Source organism: Burkholderia sp. LS-044 (assembly GCF_004803625.1).
Taxonomy (GTDB): domain Bacteria; phylum Pseudomonadota; class Gammaproteobacteria; order Burkholderiales; family Burkholderiaceae; genus Burkholderia; species Burkholderia cepacia.
This window is the reverse complement of sequence record NZ_SSWO01000006.1, coordinates 220,757-239,484: the sequence shown is the minus strand read 5'-3', so window position 1 is coordinate 239,484 and position 18,728 is coordinate 220,757. Positions and strand designations below refer to the sequence as shown.

16 protein-coding genes are annotated in these 18,728 nt (G+C 67.7%); 4 read left to right on the top strand and 12 right to left on the bottom strand.

What is annotated here, in order from left to right; all coding sequences use genetic code 11:
* Positions 1 to 166 precede the first annotated feature (166 nt).
* The 8 genes from fdhA to E9536_RS17980 all read right to left on the bottom strand — a co-directional run bounded on the left by fdhA (position 167) and on the right by E9536_RS17980 (position 10,084).
* Positions 167 to 1,363, bottom strand: a complete 1,197-nt coding sequence (fdhA, locus tag E9536_RS18020; RefSeq protein ID WP_027789739.1) for a formaldehyde dehydrogenase, glutathione-independent — start codon at positions 1,361 to 1,363, stop codon at positions 167 to 169.
* Between the two features lie 254 nt (positions 1,364 to 1,617).
* On the bottom strand, positions 1,618 to 2,808 hold the full coding sequence (locus tag E9536_RS18010; RefSeq protein WP_136470322.1) for an efflux RND transporter periplasmic adaptor subunit: 1,191 nt from the start codon (positions 2,806 to 2,808) through the stop codon (positions 1,618 to 1,620).
* Positions 2,808 to 4,676, bottom strand: a complete 1,869-nt coding sequence (locus E9536_RS18005) for an efflux transporter outer membrane subunit (RefSeq protein ID WP_136470321.1) — start codon at positions 4,674 to 4,676, stop codon at positions 2,808 to 2,810. The genes E9536_RS18010 and E9536_RS18005 overlap by 1 nt, the downstream gene beginning before the upstream one ends.
* Positions 4,677 to 4,684: 8 nt before the next feature.
* Positions 4,685 to 5,635, bottom strand: coding sequence for a glycosyltransferase family 2 protein (locus E9536_RS18000; RefSeq protein WP_060173708.1), 951 nt, complete (start codon positions 5,633 to 5,635; stop codon positions 4,685 to 4,687).
* A gap of 10 nt (positions 5,636 to 5,645) precedes the next feature.
* A complete protein-coding gene (locus tag E9536_RS17995; protein ID WP_136470320.1) occupies positions 5,646 to 7,247 on the bottom strand; it encodes a DHA2 family efflux MFS transporter permease subunit in 1,602 nt (533 codons plus the stop codon).
* Positions 7,244 to 8,527 (bottom strand): nucleotide disphospho-sugar-binding domain-containing protein, encoded by a 1,284-nt coding sequence (locus E9536_RS17990; protein ID WP_136470319.1) that lies wholly within the window; start codon positions 8,525 to 8,527, stop codon positions 7,244 to 7,246. The genes E9536_RS17995 and E9536_RS17990 overlap by 4 nt, the downstream gene beginning before the upstream one ends.
* Positions 8,528 to 8,544: 17 nt before the next feature.
* Entirely contained in the window at positions 8,545 to 9,114 is a 570-nt protein-coding gene (locus E9536_RS17985; protein WP_136470318.1) for an isoprenylcysteine carboxylmethyltransferase family protein, read from the bottom strand.
* A gap of 67 nt (positions 9,115 to 9,181) precedes the next feature.
* The gene (locus tag E9536_RS17980) at positions 9,182 to 10,084 is read right to left on the bottom strand and encodes an alpha/beta hydrolase (RefSeq protein WP_027789746.1); all 903 of its coding nucleotides are present in this window, start codon (positions 10,082 to 10,084) and stop codon (positions 9,182 to 9,184) included.
* 39 nt (positions 10,085 to 10,123) lie between these two features.
* On the opposite strand from E9536_RS17980, the gene E9536_RS41450 reads away from it, so the two are divergent.
* The 4 genes from E9536_RS41450 (at position 10,124) to betA (ending at position 14,616) form a co-directional block, all read left to right on the top strand.
* Positions 10,124 to 10,342, top strand: a complete 219-nt coding sequence (locus E9536_RS41450) for a hypothetical protein (RefSeq protein ID WP_162923050.1) — start codon at positions 10,124 to 10,126, stop codon at positions 10,340 to 10,342.
* Positions 10,343 to 10,803: 461 nt separating this feature from the next.
* Positions 10,804 to 11,388, top strand: coding sequence for a transcriptional regulator BetI (betI, locus tag E9536_RS17975; protein WP_060197307.1), 585 nt, complete (start codon positions 10,804 to 10,806; stop codon positions 11,386 to 11,388).
* 32 nt (positions 11,389 to 11,420) lie between these two features.
* Complete coding sequence (betB, locus tag E9536_RS17970; RefSeq protein ID WP_027789748.1) at positions 11,421 to 12,890, top strand: betaine-aldehyde dehydrogenase; 1,470 nt, start codon at positions 11,421 to 11,423, stop codon at positions 12,888 to 12,890.
* Between the two features lie 25 nt (positions 12,891 to 12,915).
* Positions 12,916 to 14,616 carry a choline dehydrogenase gene (gene betA / locus E9536_RS17965; protein ID WP_027789749.1) on the top strand — a complete coding sequence of 567 codons (1,701 nt, stop codon included), beginning with the start codon at positions 12,916 to 12,918 and terminating at the stop codon, positions 14,614 to 14,616.
* A gap of 79 nt (positions 14,617 to 14,695) precedes the next feature.
* Here betA and E9536_RS17960 read toward each other — a convergent pair whose 3' ends face one another.
* The 4 genes from E9536_RS17960 to E9536_RS17945 form a co-directional block, all read right to left on the bottom strand.
* Positions 14,696 to 15,286, bottom strand: coding sequence for a dual specificity protein phosphatase family protein (locus tag E9536_RS17960; protein WP_060173711.1), 591 nt, complete (start codon positions 15,284 to 15,286; stop codon positions 14,696 to 14,698).
* Between the two features lie 13 nt (positions 15,287 to 15,299).
* On the bottom strand, positions 15,300 to 15,794 hold the full coding sequence (locus tag E9536_RS17955; RefSeq protein WP_059525169.1) for a hypothetical protein: 495 nt from the start codon (positions 15,792 to 15,794) through the stop codon (positions 15,300 to 15,302).
* A complete protein-coding gene (locus E9536_RS17950) occupies positions 15,791 to 16,933 on the bottom strand; it encodes a glycosyltransferase (protein WP_136470317.1) in 1,143 nt (380 codons plus the stop codon). The genes E9536_RS17955 and E9536_RS17950 overlap by 4 nt, the downstream gene beginning before the upstream one ends.
* A 573-nt stretch (positions 16,934 to 17,506) precedes the next feature.
* Positions 17,507 to 18,598, bottom strand: a complete 1,092-nt coding sequence (locus E9536_RS17945; protein WP_136470316.1) for a hypothetical protein — start codon at positions 18,596 to 18,598, stop codon at positions 17,507 to 17,509.
* Between the last annotated feature and the right edge of the window lie 130 nt (positions 18,599 to 18,728).

Genomic DNA, 18,728 nt, shown 5'->3' with positions numbered 1-18,728 from the left:
TCGCAGCAATTCCGTGCGGCCGGGATCGGCGGTGCGCAAGCGTTCCGGCCCGCGCGATACCTGCGCGCAACCTGCCCTTCCCCGTGCTTCCTCGGCAAAAACGGGCGACCCGTTTCCGGTGCCGCCCGTTTCGCGTGACGCGCTGCGCGCGTCGAACGCTAGCGCATCACGCCGCCAGCAACCCGTGCGGGTCGATGACGAATTTGCGCGGCGCGCCGCCGTCGAACTTCTTGTAGCCTTCCGGCGCCTGGTCGAGCGAAATCACTTCGACGTTGACGATCTTCGCGATCGGCAGACGGTCGAACAGGATCGCCTGCATCAGGTTGCGGTTGTACTTCAGCACCGGCGTCTGGCCCGTGAAGAACGAGTGCGACTTCGCCCAGCCGAGGCCGAAGCGGATGCTCAGGCTGCCGTGCTGCGCGGCCTTGTCCTTCGCGCCCGGATCGTCCGTCACGTACAGGCCCGGGATGCCGATCGCACCGGCCGGCCGCGTGATTTCCATCAGCGAGTTCAGCACCGTGGCCGGCGCCTCTTCCGCGTGGCCCGACGAGCCGTGGCCGTGCGCCTCGAAGCCGACGCAGTCGACCGCGCAGTCGATCTCGGGGACACCGAGAATCTGCTCGATCTGCTCGCCGAGCGACGCGTCCTTCGACAGGTCGACCGTCTCGAAACCCATCGCCTTCGCGTGCGCGAGGCGTTCCGCGTTCATGTCGCCGACGATCGTCACGGCCGCGCCGAGCAGGCGTGCCGATGCGGCCGCCGCCATCCCGACCGGGCCCGCGCCCGCGATATAGACCGTCGAGCCCGGCTTCACGCCCGCGCTCACCGCGCCGTGATAGCCGGTCGGCAGAATGTCGGACAGGCAGGTCAGGTCGCGGATCTTCGCCATCGCCTGGTCGCGGTCGGGGAATTTCAGCAGGTTGAAATCGGCATACGGCACGAGCACGTACTCGGCCTGGCCGCCGATCCAGCCGCCCATGTCGACGTAGCCATAGGCGCCGCCGGCACGCGACGGGTTCACGTTCAGGCACACGCCCGTATGCGTGTCCTTGCACATCGCGCAGCGGCCGCAAGCGACGTTGAACGGCACCGATACGAGATCGCCGAGCTTGAGCGTTTCGACGTCGCGGCCGATCTCGACCACCTCGCCCGTGATTTCGTGACCGAGCACGAGGCCGACCGGCGCGGTCGTGCGGCCGCGCACCATGTGCTGGTCGGAACCGCAGATGTTCGTGCTGACCACTTTCAGGATCACACCGTGGCCGATCGCGCGGCCGCTCGGATCGACCATCTTCGGATAATCGATTTTCTGGACTTCGACCTGGCCCGGTCCAAGATAGACGACACCTCGATTGCTGCTCATCGTATTGTCTCCATGTCTCGTTGGTGGCGCCGCGGCGCGCCGGCGCCATCCGGCGCACGCGCAACGTGCTGTTCGAGAGTAGTCCCGGAGGCAGGGGCGCCGATGTCTCAAACGCGACACGCGTTTGAACGGCGCCGACATCGATGGCGGAAATGCGAAAGTCGGGCGGGAAACGATGGAAAGGTTTCGCGGGCGGCGTGACGCGCGGGGGCGGGCCGGTCGTCGCGATCGGCCGCCCCTCTCCCGGGCAGGCGCTACCCGCCCTGATTCTCGCGAATGATCGCGGCAGCCGCCGCTTCCGCGTCGCTCGCCACCCCGTCGTGCACGCGCGTGCTGACGGCCGGCGTCGGCGGCTCGCTGTCGAGCGCGTGGCCGTTGCGGTCGTGCGTGTCGACCGTTGCGCGCATCGACAGCCCGACGCGCAGCGGATGCGCGGCGAGATCGCGCGGCTCGAGCGCAATGACGACCGGCACGCGCTGCACGACCTTGATCCAGTTGCCGGCCGCGTTCTGCGACGGCAGCATCGAGAACGCGCTGCCCGTCCCCGCCGAGAAGCCCTGCACACGGCCGCGATAGGTCACGCGCGAGCCGTAGAGATCCGACACGACCTCGACCGGCTGCCCGATGCGCATGTGGCGGATCTGCCCTTCCTTGAAATTCGCCTCGATCCACAGCTGGTCGAGCTGCACGATCGACATCAGCGGCACGCCGGGCCCGACCTGCTGGCCGACCTGCACCGAACGCTGCCCGATCGTGCCGTCGACGGGCGCGACGATCGTCGTGCGCTTCAGGTTGCGGTACGCGAGCTTGAACTGCGCGGCCGCCTGCACGACGGCCGGGTTTTCGTCGACGGGCAGCCTGGTGCCGAGCGCGCGCGCCGCGTCGAGTTGCGCCTGCGCGGCCGCGAGATTCGCCTGCGCACCGGCGACCGCGGCCCGTGCACGCGCGAGCTCCTCGGGTGCGACGATCTCGACCGATGCGCCGGAGCGCGCGGCAAACGCGCGCTGCGCGAGCGACAGGTCGGCGCGCCGTGCGTTCACGGCCTCGACGTACATCGTGTTCGAGATCTTCGCGTTCGCGACCTGCCGTACGGCCTGTGCGAGCTGCGCCTTCGCCTGCGCGAACGCGACGGACGCCTCGGTGTCATCGAGCTTCACGAGCGTCTGGCCGGCGCGCACGGCCTGCGTATCAGCGACCACGACGTCGGTCACCGATCCCGGGATCTGCGCGGCGACCTGGACGATGCTGCCGGCGACGTACGCATCGTCGGTGTCTTCGTAATAACGATCGCTCAGCAACCAGTATGCGATCCATGCAAGCGCGGCCACCAGCACGACCGCGAAGAACACGATGAAGCGCTTGCGACGCGTCGCGCGGCGCGCGTCGAGTGCAGGATCGTTCAGTGCGGCCGGCGGCGCGGCGGTATGTAGGTTGTCGTGGTGCATCAGTCGCTTTGCGTGACGATCAGACGATCGTGCTGGAACAGGGGGATCGGCGGCATGACCGGCAGGCTCGGCGCCGGAGTCGCGGCCGCCGTGCGCGCGGGAACGGGGGTGCCGCGAGGCGTCGCGCCGACGGCCGGCGTGCGTGCCGCGTCGTCGCGTCGTGCGGCCCCGGTATCCGATGCAGCGACGACCTGCGGGACGGACACGCTCCGCGCACGCGCATCGGCGGACGGCCCCGCCACCGATGTGCTCGCGTTCGCGGCGGATGCGGTCGTGGCGGTCGCAGCCGCCATCGCGGGCGCGGCGGGTGCGACGGTCGACGCACCTCGCTTCGCCGCCCCGCTACGCGCCCGATGCGCGGCCGGCGCCTGCGCGACCGTCGCGCCCGCATCGAACCCGCCGCCCAACGCACCGACCAGCCCGACACGCAGCGTGCGCTGCCGGCCGAGCAGCGCGATCAACTGCGCGCGCTCGTCGATCAGCGTGAGATCCGCGACATCCACGTCCTTCTGCATCAGCACGCCGCGCCGGTGGCGGTCGGCCGCGATCTGCACGATCTTTTGCGCGGCCGCGACCGCATCCTGCTGCTGCGCGACGAGCGTCTGCGATGTCTGCAGCGACGTGACGAGTTGCGCGACCTGCCCGAGCGCGTCGTCGACAGTCTTGTTGTACAGCCCGATCGCCACGTCGGCCTGCGCGACGTCCGCACCGAGCTTCGCCTTCAGCCGGCCGCGATCGAAGACCGGCAGCGAGATCGCCGGGCCGACGGAACCGGCGAGCGCGTCGCGCGAGAACAGCGACGCGGGCGTCAGCGCGAACACGCCGCCGAGCGCGACGAGGTTCACGTCCGGATAGAACTGCGCACGCGTCGAATCGGCATTCGCGAACGCGGCTTCGACGCGCAACCGCGCGGCGACGATGTCGGGCCGGCGGCCGAGGAGACCGGCCGGCAGCCGCGCGGGCAGCGCGCCGCCGGCAAATGCGCCGACGCGCGGCCGCTGCAGCGCGAGCCCGCGCTCCGGGCCGCGGCCCGACAGCACGCCGAGCTGCAGTTGCGCGAGCTTGATCTGCTCGTCGTTCTGCGCGATCTGCGCGAGCAGCTTGCTGCGCTTGATCGCGGCATCGCTCGCGTCGTACGCGTTGTCGAGCCCGCGCGCGGTGCGCTCGCGCAGCACGGTCGTCACGCGCTGGCTCACCTTCAGCTTCTGCTGCAGCAGTTCCTGCATCGCATAGGCCTGGTCGAGCTGGCAGTATACGGTGACGATCGCGACCGCCAGCGTGAGCCGCACCTGCTCGGCCTCGACCCGCGCCGCTTCACGCAGCGACATCAGGCTCTTCGTCGCGGCGCGGTTCTTGCCCCACAGGTCGAGCTGGTAGTTGAGCCCGACGAACACCGACGACGGCGATACGTTCGGATCGCCGAAGATCTCGACCGGCACGCGATAGCCGCCGACCGATACGTTGGCGACGTCGTCGCCCGGCTTCGGCATCCGCGCGCGGCTGACCGTTGCGCCGGCCGTGCCCGTCAGCCCCGTCAACGAATCGAACTGCTGAAGCTGCGCCTGCGCGATCCGCAGCCGCGCCTGCGCAACCTGCAGGTCGGGGTTGTTCTGCGATGCCTCGGCGACCAGCGCGTCGAGCTGCGGATCCTGCAACTGCTTCACCCAGTCGGGCGCGGGCCACGCGCCGTTCACGCCGGGGCCGGCCGTCTGCGCGAGCGCATCGTCGGCCGGCGCGTGCAACGACAGCGACGGCAGGAAGCCCGTCGGCACGCATCCGCCCAGTGCCAGCGACACCGCCGCGGCACCGATCACCGCGCCGCCCTTCACGCGATGCGCCCAACCCGCTGCTTGTTTCACACGCCGCATCTCGCTCCTCATCCCTGCTGAATGCGCCGCTCGACGCGCCGCGCCCGCTCGGCCAGCCGCGGCCGCGTGCGCTCGAGCGGGCCGAGCCGGCCGAACAGGCCGTCCGCGATGCCGAACAGGATGCCGGCGAGCTTCGCCCGCTTGTCGCGTTCGACGAGCGCGATCTGCACGACCTGCCACACGGTCAGCAGGTTCGGCACGATCGCCACCGGAAAGCGCAGCCCGTACTGCATCCCGAGCTGCACCGCATTGCGTGCGCTGTAGTAGCGCCGTTGCCACGAGTGATTCATCGACGTCATTTCGAACGGGCCGATCGCGTGACGCTGCTTCGCGCCGATCCGGTGCGGCAGCACCAGCGACGGCACGACATAAAGCGGCACGTTGCGCGCCAGTGCGCGAAAGCTGTACTCGGTGTCGACGTGATCGATGAACAGCGTCTCGTCGAAGCGGCCGAGCACGTCGAACGCATCGCGCGACACGACGCAGCCCGACGAGATCAGGAACGCGCAACGCTGCAGCGGCGCGCCCGGCTCGATACGTAAGCGGCGCAGCCCGATCCCGTTGGTCGAGAGTTCGGGCAGGAAACTGCGCGCGTTCTCGTCGAAAATGCGCGGGCCGGCCAGGAACGCGCGCCCCGCGAGCCCGGCGCAGACGTCGCGCATCGCGGGGAAATACGCGGCGGGCACGGACGAATCCTGGTCGAACAGCGCGACGGCATCGACGCGGTCGCGAAACAGCGCCGCGAGGCCCGCGTTGTACGCGCCGGCAATGCCGCCGCGATTGCCGTGATGCAGCAGCGCGATGCCCTCGCGCGCGCACAGCTCGCGGGCCCGCGCATCGGGCTGCGGCGTGTTGTCGACGACGAGCAGCGCATCGCACGCGTGCCGCCAGGTGCCGAGCGCGTCGAGCTGCGCGTCGCTCGGGTGATACAGGATCACGAGTGCGCCGAGTGTCGTCATGTTCCTCTCCTCAATGCCCGAACGACGCGGCCGCGCCACGCTTCGGCCGCGTCAGCCACATCATCGCCGCGAGTGCGAGACACGTCATGCTCGCCATCCAGAACATGTCGTTGGTCGCCATCATGTAGGCCTGCTGCATCACGACCTGGTGCAGCGTCGTCAGCTCGCGCACGCCGTCCACGCCCATCGCGTTCAGCGTGTGCACGAAGCGCTGCGTGTTCGCCGATGCGTGCGTGACGGATTGCGACACGACGTCGTAGTGATAGGTCGCGCGGTTGTCCCACAGCGTCACGCTCATCGCGGTGCCGAACGCGGCCGACAGCGTGCGCAGGAAGTTCGACAGGCTCGACGCGGCGGCGAGCCTGTCGTCCGGAATACGCGACAGCGTCGCGGCCGTCAGCGGAATGAAGAAGCACGGCAGCCCGATCCCCTGGATCAGCCCCGGCGCGGCGATCTGCGCGAACGTCATCTTCAGCGTGAAATGCGCATCCCACACGAGCACGGCCGCGAACACGAGGAAGCCGAAGGTCGCGAGCACGCGCGCGTCGAAGCGGTGCGCATGCAGCCCGACGAGGATCGAGAACACCAGCGCGAGCACGCCGAGCGACGCTGTCGCGAGCCCCGCGTGAAACGCGTTGTAGCCCATCACGGCCTGCATCCACAGCGGAAACACGACGCCGACCACCGAGAAGCTCATCATCCCGAGCGAGATGATCAGCACGCAGAACGAGAACGTGCGATCGCGGAACAGGCTCAGGTCGACGACGGGATGCGCCTCGCCCGCCTCCCAGATCAGCAGCGACACGATCGCGAGCCCCGCGACCACCGCCAGCGTGACGATCAGCGGCGAACCGAACCAGCCGCGATCATGGCCGAGATCGAGCATCGCCTGCAGCGAGCCGACGCCGATCACGAGCAGCACGATGCCCGGCACGTCGATCGGGCCGGCCGTGCCGCGTTGCGCGTCGGGGCGCAGCATCGCGGTGCAGACCGCGAACGAGAACAGCCCGATCGGCAGGTTGATCAGGAAGATCCACGGCCACGAGAAGTTGTCGACGATCCAGCCGCCGACCACCGGCCCGAAGATCGGCGCGAGCAGCACCGTCATCGCCCACAGCGCGAGCGCGATCGTGCGCTTGTCCGGCGGAAACGTGCGCAGCAGGATCGTCTGCGACAGCGGCACCATCGGCCCCGAGCACAGCCCCTGCAGCGCACGGCAGATCACGAGCACGTGCAGGTCGCGCGCGAGCCCGCACAGCAGCGACGTCAGCGTGAACAGCAGCACCGCGCCGACGAACAGCCGCAGTTCGCCGACGCGGCGCGCGAGCCAGCCCGTCAGCGGCACCGCGATCGCGGCCGCGACCGAATACGAACTGATCACCCACGTGCCCTGGCTGTTCGATACGCCGAGACTGCCGGAGATCGCCGGCACCGCGACGTTCGTCACGGTCGAGTCGAGCACCTCGATGAAGGTCGCAAGCGACAGCGCGAACGTCAGCAGCGCGAGCCGGATGCCGCGCACCGGTTGCGCGGCCGGTTCCGACGCCGGGGCCGGCGCATCGAACGTGGACGCCGCGACGGGCCCGTCGTGAAGCGGCGACGCGGTGCTCATGCGCCGGCCACCGCGGCTTCGGGCCGTGCGGCTGGCCGCCCGCGCGGCGGCGCGAACCGCTCGATGAAATCGGCGGCGGCGGCGCAGCCGTCCCGCTCGGCCGCCAGCCGTGCGCGTGTACGCGCCGCGTGCGCCGCAAACGCGGGCTCGCCGAGCACGCGCGCGAGCGCCGCGCCTAGGCGCGCACCGTCGATCGGGCCGTCGGCCCGCACGCCGCAGCCGCTCGCGGCAACCCGTTGCGCGTTGTCGAACTGGTCGTGCGCGAACGGCGTGACGACCTGCGCGATCCCGGCTTCGAACGCGAGCGCCGCCGTGCCGATCCCGCCGTGATGCACGAGCGCGCGGCAGCGCGGCAGCAGCGTGCGCATCGGCACGAAGCGGCGCACGAGCAAACGGTCGCCGTCCGGCGCCGCATCGTGCGGCGTCAGCAGGATCCCGCGCGCGCCGGTCGCGCGCAGCGCGTCCGCCACCGCGCGCGCGTAGGCCGCGTGATCGACGCGTGTCGAACCGGCCGTGAACACGACCGGGGGCTCGCCGGCCGCGAGAAACGCATCGAGTGCCACATCGTCGTCGGGAGTCGCAATATCGTTGAACAACGGAAAACCGCTTTGCAGATGATTCGACGGCCAGTCCGGCTGCGGCGGCGCGAACCAGCCGGGAAACAGGCACAGCACGCCGTCGGTGGAATGCAGCCAGCGGCCCAGCACGCGCCGCGCGGGCGCGAGCCCGAGATCGCGGCGCACCGCGTTGAGCGCGGGGCCGCATGTGCGATCGAGCACCTGGCGCTCGATCAGCGTCATCAGCGCCGATTTCACGGGCAGCGGCCAACGCGCGGGAATCGTCAGGCGCGGGTGGGTCGGCGGCGCATGCGCGGACAGCAGCGTCGACGGCGACACCTGCACCGACACGTACGGCGTGCCGTGCAGCTCCTGCATGAAGCGCGCGGAGAACGCCCACAGCGTGCCGACGAGCACCGTGTCGCCGTCGGCCAGCGCACGCAGCGCGTCGTAGTGCGGGCGCAGCGTCGGTGCGATCACCTGCCACAGCGTGCGAAACGACGTGCGCGAATCCCACAGCGCGGGGTTCGCCATCGCGGCCTCGTATTCGGCCACAGTGCCGATCGGCACGAATTCGAACCCGCAATGGCGCACGGCCGCCTCGAACGGCGCGTGCGTGCAGAACACGACGTCGTGACCGCGCGCCGCGAGCGTGCGCGCGACGCCGAGCAGCGGATGCACGTCGCCCGCCGAGCCGATCGCGGTCACGATCATCTTCGCCATCGCGCGCCTCGCGGGGATCAGTAGAAGCCGGGAATCAGCGCCGCGACCTCGCGGCGATACTGCGTGTATGCCGGCCCGAAATACCCGGTCAGCCAGCTTTCCTCGACGCGCACCTTGTACGCGAGCGACGCGAACACGAGCAGCACGCCGATCGCGCCGCGCCATTCGCCGCCGATCAGCGCGGCGCCGACGAGCGCGATCAGGCAGCCCGTATAGATCGGGTGACGCACGAGCGCGTACGGCCCGGTGCGCACGAGTTCATGGTCTTCCTTCAGCGTGACCGACACGCTCCAGTTCGTGCCGAGATGCAGCCGCGCCCACACCGAGAACAGCAGGCCCGCGACCAGCACCGCGAGCCCGCACTGCGCCTGCAGGCCGAAACGCTGCCAGTCGGGCACGAGTGCCTGCCACGACGGATCGGGCAGGATGATCAGCGCGCCGCCGACGATCAGCGGAATCGACTGCAGCGTGCGCGAGCGCGACGCTTCCTTGCGCACGGTCGCCTTCACGCCTTGCGAAGTGGCGATCCAGTAGGCGAGCCACGCGGCCCACGGAACGACGACGGCGATGGTCTGAACGATATTCACGGCTGGCCTGCCTCGTTGGGATGGGAATTCGGATGCGCGCTGCGTACCGGACGCACGGCGCGCGGCGTCACGACGACAGCGCGTGCATCGGCGCGGGCACGCACGCCTGCGCGGCGGCGAGCGCGATGCCGGCGGCGAGCGACGACTCGCCGCAGAAAAAGTCGAGCAGCGCCGCACGCGTGTATTCGCGCTGCGCGCGGCCTTCGATGTCGAGGAAGTGGCCGGCGTCCGGCACCGTCGCGAACCGCGCGCGCGGCACATGCGCGCCGAGCTGGCGCACGTCGGCGGGCGTCGTGTATTCGTCACGCTCGCCGTTCAGGAACAGGAGCTCGCAGCCGATGTTCGAGAACTCGCTGAGGTAGCGCTCGGGCTGCAGCGACAGGATCTGGTCGACGTGGAACGCGACCTGGTCCTGCTCGTCGCGCGGCAGGCGCGTGAGATAGCGGTAGTTGTACAGCTTCATGATGCGCGGCAGGTAGCGGCCGACGGTGTCGTTCAGCAACTGCGCGGCCTTCAGGTTCTCGCCGGCCGCGATGTGGTCGCGGGCGCGCGTCACGTAGTCGACCATCGCGTCGTTCAGGAACGGCGAGAACGAGCAGATCGCCGCGCGCCGCACGCTCGGGCAGCCGCGTGCGAGCGCGAACAGCGACGCCACGCCGCCCCACGACACCGACACGAGGTAGGCCGGCGCGAAACGCTCGACCAGGTACTGCAGGATCGCGGCTTCGTCGTCTTTCGTCAGGATGAAGCAGCCCGGGTTGTGCTGGCGCGACTGCCCCGCGTACGGCAGATCGAAGCAGATCGTGTTCATCCGCTCGCCGAGATACTGGACGGTCTGCCCGAACGACGCGGTCGTCGCGAGCGCGCCGTTGACGAGCATCGCCGTGTCGAACGCCGGGTCGAACACGTTCCGTTCGACGTAGACCTTCAGACCATTCGGTAGCGGGACCACGTGTTTTTCGGTCAGCATCGTCGTTCTCCGGTGGATGCGGCGTCTCGACGTCGCGGCATGCTGCAGGTGCGCAATGGCTGCGCCGGTTTTCGCGCGCAATCCGAATCGCGCGATTGGCCAATGCACCGCGGCAATACCGGCGGCATCGATTCATTCCTCGTAGTGCGGCGCCATACTAATACGGACAATATTACTGACTCAAGTCATTCCAACGATACCCTCTACTCTGTCAGGAAATACCGCCGCTTCAAATTATTCCGCCATTTTTTATGGTAAGCGGAATCCTTTCGAGGGTGATCGCAATCGTTTGCGGAGCGCCGGCCGAACCCCGCCCTACCATGAGATATTCATTTAAATTCAATAACTTGAACCGTTTAATTCGCCTATTTAAAACGAATTTTCATGAATGAAACGTGACGTCGTTTCTTCGACCGGCTTCCATATTTCACCGAATATCACACAGCTCAATATTCTTTCATTCCGTAATCGCTTCGACACCCGCAACGATTAACCGGATTGATCGCCGACTTCAGAAAGCGTTTTAAACAAACTTCTGTTTTCTTAACCATCTTTCGATTATTTTTCCGCACCTGCACAACGCACGGCCGACTGCCCTTTCGTCTGCCCGGCACACGCCATCACCGTCAGACCCCGATTTTTTGTTGATTGAACGATCAATAAAAAACCGCTAAGCTCTCGACTTCCATGGACGGCCCGTCCGGGCGAAGGGAGTCGCGATGCCGAAAGTCGGAATGCGGGAGATTCGCCGCGCACAGTTGATCGACGCCACGCTGCGTTCGATCGACGAAGCGGGCCTGCCCGGCACGACGCTCGCGTCCGTCGCGCAGCGCGCGAACATCTCGACGGGTATCGTCAGCCACTACTTCGGTGACAAGGACGGCCTGCTCGAAGCGACGATGCGGCACGTGCTGCGCGACCTGTGGTCGGCCACCACGCGCCGCCGCGTGGCGGCACGCAAGGACCCGCGCTCGCGGCTGCGCGCGATCGCCGCCGCGAACTTCGACGACACACAGGTGAGCGCGCCCGTCATGAAGACGTGGCTCGCGTTCTGGTCGCAGAGCATGCACGACCCGATGCTCAAGCGCCTGCAGCACGTCAACACGCGGCGCCTCCATTCGAACCTGTGCGCGGAATTCGCGAAGGCGTTGCCCCGCACGCAGGCGCGCGAGGCCGCCGGCGGCCTCGCCGCGCTGATCGACGGCCTGTGGCTGCGCGGCGCACTCGCCGGCGGCCCGATCGACACCCGGGCTGCATTGAAGCTCGCCCACGATTACATCGACCTGCTGCTCGCGTCCGACTGACGCGCGACGCAGTCGCCCTCAAGGAGATCCTCATGTCCGTATTCGGTTTGCAGCGCCTCTACATCGGTGGCGGTTACGTCGACGCCACGAGCGGCAAGACTTTCGACACCTTCGATCCCGCCACCGGCGAACTGCTCGCGCAGGTGCAGCAGGCCAGCGCGGCCGACGTCGATCGCGCGGTTGCATCCGCGCAGGAAGGCCAGCGTGAATGGGCCGCGATGACCGCGATGCAGCGCTCGCGCATCCTGCGCCGCGCGGTCGACCTGCTGCGCGAGCGCAACGACGAACTCGCGGCGCTGGAAACGCGCGACACGGGCAAGCCGATCGCCGAGACGCTCGCGGTCGACATCGTCACCGGCGCGGACGTGATCGAGTACTACGCGGGCCTCGCCACCGCGATCGAAGGGCTGCAGGTGCCGCTGCGCGCCGAATCGTTCGTCTACACGCGGCGCGAGCCGCTCGGCGTGTGCGCGGGCATCGGCGCATGGAACTACCCGATCCAGATCGCGTGCTGGAAGACGGCGCCCGCGCTCGCGGCCGGCAACGCGATGGTGTTCAAGCCGAGCGAAGTCACGCCGCTCACCGCGCTGAAGCTCGCGGAAATCTACACGGAAGCCGGCGTGCCGGCCGGCGTGTTCAACGTCGTGCAGGGCGACGGCTCGGTCGGCGCGCTGCTGACGGGCCATCCGGACATCGCGAAGGTGTCGTTCACCGGCGGCGTCGAGACGGGCAAGAAGGTGATGTCGCTGGCCGGCGCATCGTCGCTGAAGGAAGTGACGATGGAGCTCGGCGGCAAGTCGCCGCTGATCGTGTTCGACGATGCGGATCTCGACCGCGCGGCCGACATCGCGGTCACTGCCAACTTCTTCAGCTCGGGCCAGGTCTGCACGAACGGCACGCGCGTGTTCGTGCACCGTTCGGTCAAGGACGCGTTCACGCAGAAGGTGCTCGAACGCGTGAAGCGCATCCGCGTGGGCAAGCCGACCGACGCCGACACCAATTTCGGCCCGCTCGTCTCGGCTGCGCAGCTCGACAAGGTGCTCGGCTTCATCGAAAGCGGCAAGGCCGAAGGCGCGAAGCTGCTCGCCGGCGGCACGCGCCTGACAGACGGCCACTTCGGCGGCGGCCAGTACGTCGCGCCGACCGTGTTCGGCGATTGCCGCGACGACATGAAGATCGTCCGCGAGGAAATCTTCGGGCCGGTGATGAGCATCCTCGATTTCGAATCGGAAGACGAAGTGATCGCCCGCGCGAACGATACGCACTACGGGCTCGCAGCCGGCGTGGTGACGGAGAACCTGTCGCGCGCCCACCGCACGATCCATCGCCTCGAAGCCGGCATCTGCTGGATCAACACGTGGGGCGAATCGCCGGCCGAGATGCCGGTTGGCGGATACAAGCAATCCGGTGTCGGACGCGAGAACGGCATCACGACGCTCGAGCACTACACTCGAATCAAGTCGGTGCAGGTCGAGCTCGGCCGCTACAACCCGGTGTTTTAAGGATCACGAAAGGAGATTGACCGTCATGACGACACGCGAATACGACTACATCATCTGCGGCGCGGGTTCCGCGGGCAACGTGCTCGCAACGCGCCTGACGGAAGATCCGGACGTGACGGTGCTGCTGCTCGAAGCGGGCGGCCCCGACTACCGCTTCGACTTCCGCACGCAGATGCCGGCGGCACTCGCCTATCCGCTGCAGGGCCGCCGCTACAACTGGGCGTACGAAACCGACCCCGAGCCGCACATGGACAACCGCCGGATGGAATGCGGGCGCGGCAAGGGGCTCGGCGGCTCGTCGCTGATCAACGGGATGTGCTACATCCGCGGCAACGCGCTCGACTACGACAACTGGTCGACGCACAAGGGCCTCGAGAACTGGACGTATCTCGACTGCCTGCCGTACTTCAAGAAAGCCGAGACGCGCGACGTCGGCCCGAACGACTATCACGGCGGCAGCGGCCCCGTGTCGGTCACGACCAGCAAGCCGGGCGTGAACCCGCTGTTCGAGGCGATGGTCGACGCGGGTGTGCAGGCCGGCTATCCGCGCACCGACGACCTGAACGGCTATCAGCAGGAAGGCTTCGGCCCGATGGACCGCACCGTCACGCCGAAGGGCCGCCGGGCGAGCACCGCGCGCGGCTACCTCGACCAGGCGCGTGCACGGCCGAACCTCGAGATCGTCACGCATGCGCTCGCCGATCGCATCCTGTTCGACGGCAAGCGCGCATCGGGCGTCACGTACCTGCGCGGCAACGAACGCGCAACCGCGCACGCGCGCCGCGAAGTGCTCGTGTGCAGCGGCGCGATCGCGTCCCCGCAACTGCTGCAGCGCTCGGGCGTCGGCCCCGGCGCGTGGCTGAAGGAACTCGACATTCCCGTCGTGCTCGACCTGCCCGGCGTCGGCCAGAACCTGCAGGATCACCTGGAGATGTACATCCAGTACGAGTGCAAGGAACCCGTCTCCCTGTACCCGGCGCTGAAGTGGTGGAACCAGCCGAAGATCGGCCTCGAATGGATGCTGAACGGTACGGGCCTCGGCGCGAGCAACCACTTCGAGGCGGGCGGCTTCATCCGCACGCGCGACGACGACCTGTGGCCGAACATCCAGTACCACTTCCTGCCGGTGGCAATCAACTACAACGGCTCGAACGCGATCGAGATGCACGGCTTCCAGGCGCACGTGGGCTCGATGCGCTCGCCGAGCCGCGGCCGCGTGAAGCTGCGCTCGCGCGATCCGAACCAGCATCCGAGCATCCTGTTCAACTACATGGCCGAAGCGCTCGACTGGCGCGAGTTCCGCGATGCGATCCGCGCGACGCGTGAAATCATGCGGCAACCCGCGCTCGACCGCTATCGCGGCCGCGAGCTGAACCCGGGCGCCGATTGCAAGACCGACAAGGAACTCGACGCGTTCGTGCGGGCCCGCGCGGAAACCGCGTTCCATCCGTCGTGCTCGTGCAAGATGGGTTACGACGATATGGCGGTGGTCGATGAAGAAGGCCGCGTGCACGGGCTGGAAGGGCTGCGTGTGGTCGATGCGTCGATCATGCCGATCATCACGACCGGTAACCTCAATGCGCCGACGATCATGATCGCGGAGAAAATCGCGGACAAGATTCGTGGCAAGCAACCGCTCGCTCGCGTGGACGTGCCCTACTTCGTCGCGAACGGGGCGATGGCGCGGAATGTCGCGAAGGCCGTGCGGCAGCCGGAGACGGTTTGACGACGGCGGCCGTGTTGCCCGGCCGCCCAAAAAGAAACGCCGCCGACGGTCCCCGTCGGCGGCGTTTTTCCTTTCCGGCTCAGCCGCTATTGACCTCCTGCCGTAACCGCTCGACATCCACGCGCTTCAGATAGTTCGTGATGTTCTGCCAGATCGGATGGAACCCGTAGCCGCCATGCTGCAGCTCGTCGAGCGCCTGCTCGCGCGTCCAGCCCTGGTACACCATCCGGTACAACGCCGACACGAGGCCGGTACGATCGGCGCCGTGCTGGCAGTGGATCAGCACCGGGCCGTCCTGGTCTGCCGTACGCAGCGCCTTCAGCGCCGCGACCATGTCTTCGTCGCGGATGTCCCAGGTGTTGATCCGGATGCGCTGCATCTTGATCTGCGTGCCGGCCAGGATGCTGTCGTCCGCGTGAAACGAACGGAAGCTGATGACCTTGCGAATGCCGAGCTTCTGCAGTTCCGGCACATCCGCGCGCGACAGCTGCGCACTGCGGTACAGCGTCGGCGTGATCCGATGCAGGTTGTTCACATGCGCATCGGTCACACCCTGCGCCCATTTGATCGGCCTCGGCCGGGCGGACACCTCGGAGGCCGGGTCCGCATGGGCCGGCTGCACGAGCCCGGCGAGCGTGACGGAAAGCACGGCAATGAAGGCGAGTTTCATGTCGGGTCGGGGATCAGTAGAACGCGCGCTTGCGCTCGCGGGAAAGAATGAACAGCACGATCGCGGCGGCGCTCATCGTCCAGTAGTCGGTCGGTGCCACGCCGAACCAATGGATATGCCACGGCACGTTGGCCGGATTGAAACGGGCGAGACCGTAGGCCGGATTCAGCACGAACCACAGGAAATCTTCGGTCAGCCAGAACACCATGATGCACGCGACGATCCGCGCTTCGATGCGCCACGACCACCGTCCGTTGAACACGGCCGGCCAGTGAAAGAACAGCGCGACGAACGGGAACACCCACGCGTGGTAGCCGGTCATCGGCCGCCCGCCCCAGAAGATGTCGAGCAGCCAGTGATGCTCGATGCGCCACGTCGGCAGGTTGGCCGCCCAGCCCGCGCTGCCTTCGATCTGGATCTCCACGTTCGCGAAGAAATACGCGAGCAACACGACCCATGCAACGACAAACAGCGTATGGCGCGTCGGCACGAAGCGCGCGCCGCTCATGCGGCAGGCTCCAGGCCCAGCACGCGATCGAGCACGAAGCGGCCGGCGAGCGGCCGGCCGAGCGGCGCGAGGCGGCGGCGCATGTCGGCGAGACGCTCCGGCGCCTGCAGCAGCGCGCGGATCCGGTAGACGAGCGCGTCGTCGTCGATCGCCTTCAGCGCGACACCCTGTTCGAGCAGGAAATCCGCATTGCGCTCTTCCTGGCCCGGAATCGGCGAGTTGACGATCATCGGCAACTGCATCGCGAGACATTCGGACGTCGTCAGGCCGCCCGGCTTCGTGATGACGAGGTCGGCGCAGGCCATCAGGCGCTCGACCTGCTGCGTGAAGCCCTGCGGAAACAACCGGCCCGGATGTTGCGCGGCCAGTTCCTGCAACGATGCCAGCATCGCCTCGTTCTTGCCGGCCAGCGCGATCAGCTGGAAGTCGGCATCCATCCCGAGCAGGCGCGCCGCCAGCACGTCGAGCCCGCCGAGGCCCGCGCCGCCGGACATCATCAGGAAGGTCGGGCGCGCGGGATCGAGACCGTACTCGGCCGCGCAGGCCGCGCGATCGAGAGGCTGACCGAACGCCGGCATGATCGGGATGCCGCTGACGTGCACCGTTTCAGGCGCCATGCCGCGGGCATGCATGCGCCACGCGATCTCGTCGTTGGCCGCGAAATAACCGCGCATGTTCGGCACGACCCACATGCTGTGCAGGTCGAAATCGGTGACCTGCACCCACACCGGCGTGTCGATGCGCTCCTTGCGGATCTCGCGCGACAGCAGTTCGGCCGGCAGGAAGTGCGTGCAGATGATCGCGTCGGGGCGCTGGCGTTCGATCTCCGCGAGCAGCGCCCGGCAATTGAGCCGCTCGATCGCACGCCGGATCTTCTGCGACGGGGCGGCGGGATCGACTTCGTCCGTCTTCTGGTACAGGTAGCCCCACAGCGCCGGCTGGCTGCTGACGAGCTTGATGTAGAGATCGGTGTACAGCTTGCGGAAGCCGGTGGACACGAAATCCATCACGTCCAGGTGGGTGGCTTCGATGCCGGCGGGATGGTGGTCGGCGAATGCGCGGATCGCTTCGGCCGCTCGGGTATGGCCGGCGCCGGCGCTGACGCTCAGGAGGAGGATTTTCTTGTTTTGCTTTGACATCTGACTGACCGTTTCGATGAAGGTGGTCGGAACGCGGGTTCGCGGCGGCGCTCTCACACTGCGGCTGTTTGCGTCCGGCTTACAGCAAGCTTGGCAGATCTTCGGCGACGCGGGCGGGCAGTGACGTCGAAGCGGTCGCCGGCATCGTTTGCGGAATCATACTGCGTTCGGGCGATGGCACCGGAATCGGGGCGCGCAGGCGGGATGGATGGTGCGGTGTGCGGTGTGCGGTGTGCGGTGTGCGGTGTGCGGTGTACGGTGTACGGTGTACGGTGTACGGTGTACGGTGTACGGTGTACGGTGTACGGTGTACGGTGTACGGTGTACGGTGTACGGTGTACGGTGTACGGTGTACGGTGTACGGTGTACGGTGTACGGCCAGTGTGGACTGCTGACGGCATGTCGGCTCGGCGCGCTGCCTCCCGATGCCCGTTCGCGTGAGCGAACGGGGTCCGGCATGGCGCGCGAATCAGGATGCGCGTCCACAAATCGTTTGGCATCCTTGCGGATTACTTCGGAAGAGGCTTCGGAAAAGCTGGCGCGTCAGCCGGCCTTGCCCCCTTGCTCGTGGAATCAGGGCGCTACACCGGCCTGCTTCCGCATCCGCTTCCCGCGGACGATCGGATTCCATCGCGATGTCAGGCTCATTGCGCCACGCAGGCGGTCGAATGCGATGTCCTCCTTCGGCCCGAAGCGATTGACCGCCGGCCACGCGAGCACGTGATCGAGGCATGCCTGCCACTCGTCGCCATGAAAACGGCGACCGATTTCCCGCACGGCGTCAGGCGCTGCGATCGCGATACCCGCCAGCAGGTAATAAGCCCAAAAGCTGCCCGCGCCGACGAGTCGATCCAGCCTGCACACGGACAACGCCGCGAGCACCCCGTCCACCGACGCCAGATCGGCGCGATGCGTGCGGATCGCCCGCGCAACGAGGTTGTGCTGACCGCCATACGCGGCGATGGAGGCCCCGTCGCCGGCGGCGAGCACGGCCGAGAACGTCACGAGCGCAGCCATCTCGTCGATACGCGATGCATCGTCACGTGGCCCGCATACACGCAGCACGATCGCGTCGATGACGGCGCCCGGCAGGGTCGACGTTTCTCCGCTCGCCGCCGCGATGACGGCGAGCCTTTCTCTCGGATTCTTCGCAGGCAGCGTGTCGCCCTGCGCGCCCGTCTCATGTGCGGTGCATGTGCCGGCATCCCCCCCGCTGCATTCGAGACCGCCGGAAATCCGCCCGAGTGCGGCCCAGCCGACATCGGGATCGTCGAATGCGCACGCATCGATCACGCCGTGCGCGGTGTCGAACACGGCACGCGAGCCGGGGCAGCAGCGTTCGGCTTCGGCGAGTTGCCGTATCGAAGGCACATGCGAGCATGCGCCGCGCGGGTCGGTCAGGTCGCATTCGCAGGCGCCGCCGTCCGATGCGATCCACGGCGCGAGCCCCTGAAGCACGGCCGTTGCGTCACGCGACAGATTCGCGCCTGTCCGCATCCGTATCGCCTGCGACGCGGCGACGGTCGTGTCGCCACTGTCAGCCGCCATCGCTACACAAGCGGCAGCGTCGAGATATTCGATCAGGTACTGCAGCCACGCGGCCGTGCGCAGCCGGTCAGGCGTCGCGCCGCGGGCATCGCCATACTTTGCTGGATCGGTAAGCATGGGTCTTCCGGGATAGTTCTGGCCAATTTGGAATAGTGGTAATTCAGTCGAATCGGATGGCGCGGTACGCCGTACCGATCCTGCAACGCCACACGCATCGGATGCGCGATACGTGCGGCCAGCCTGTCGT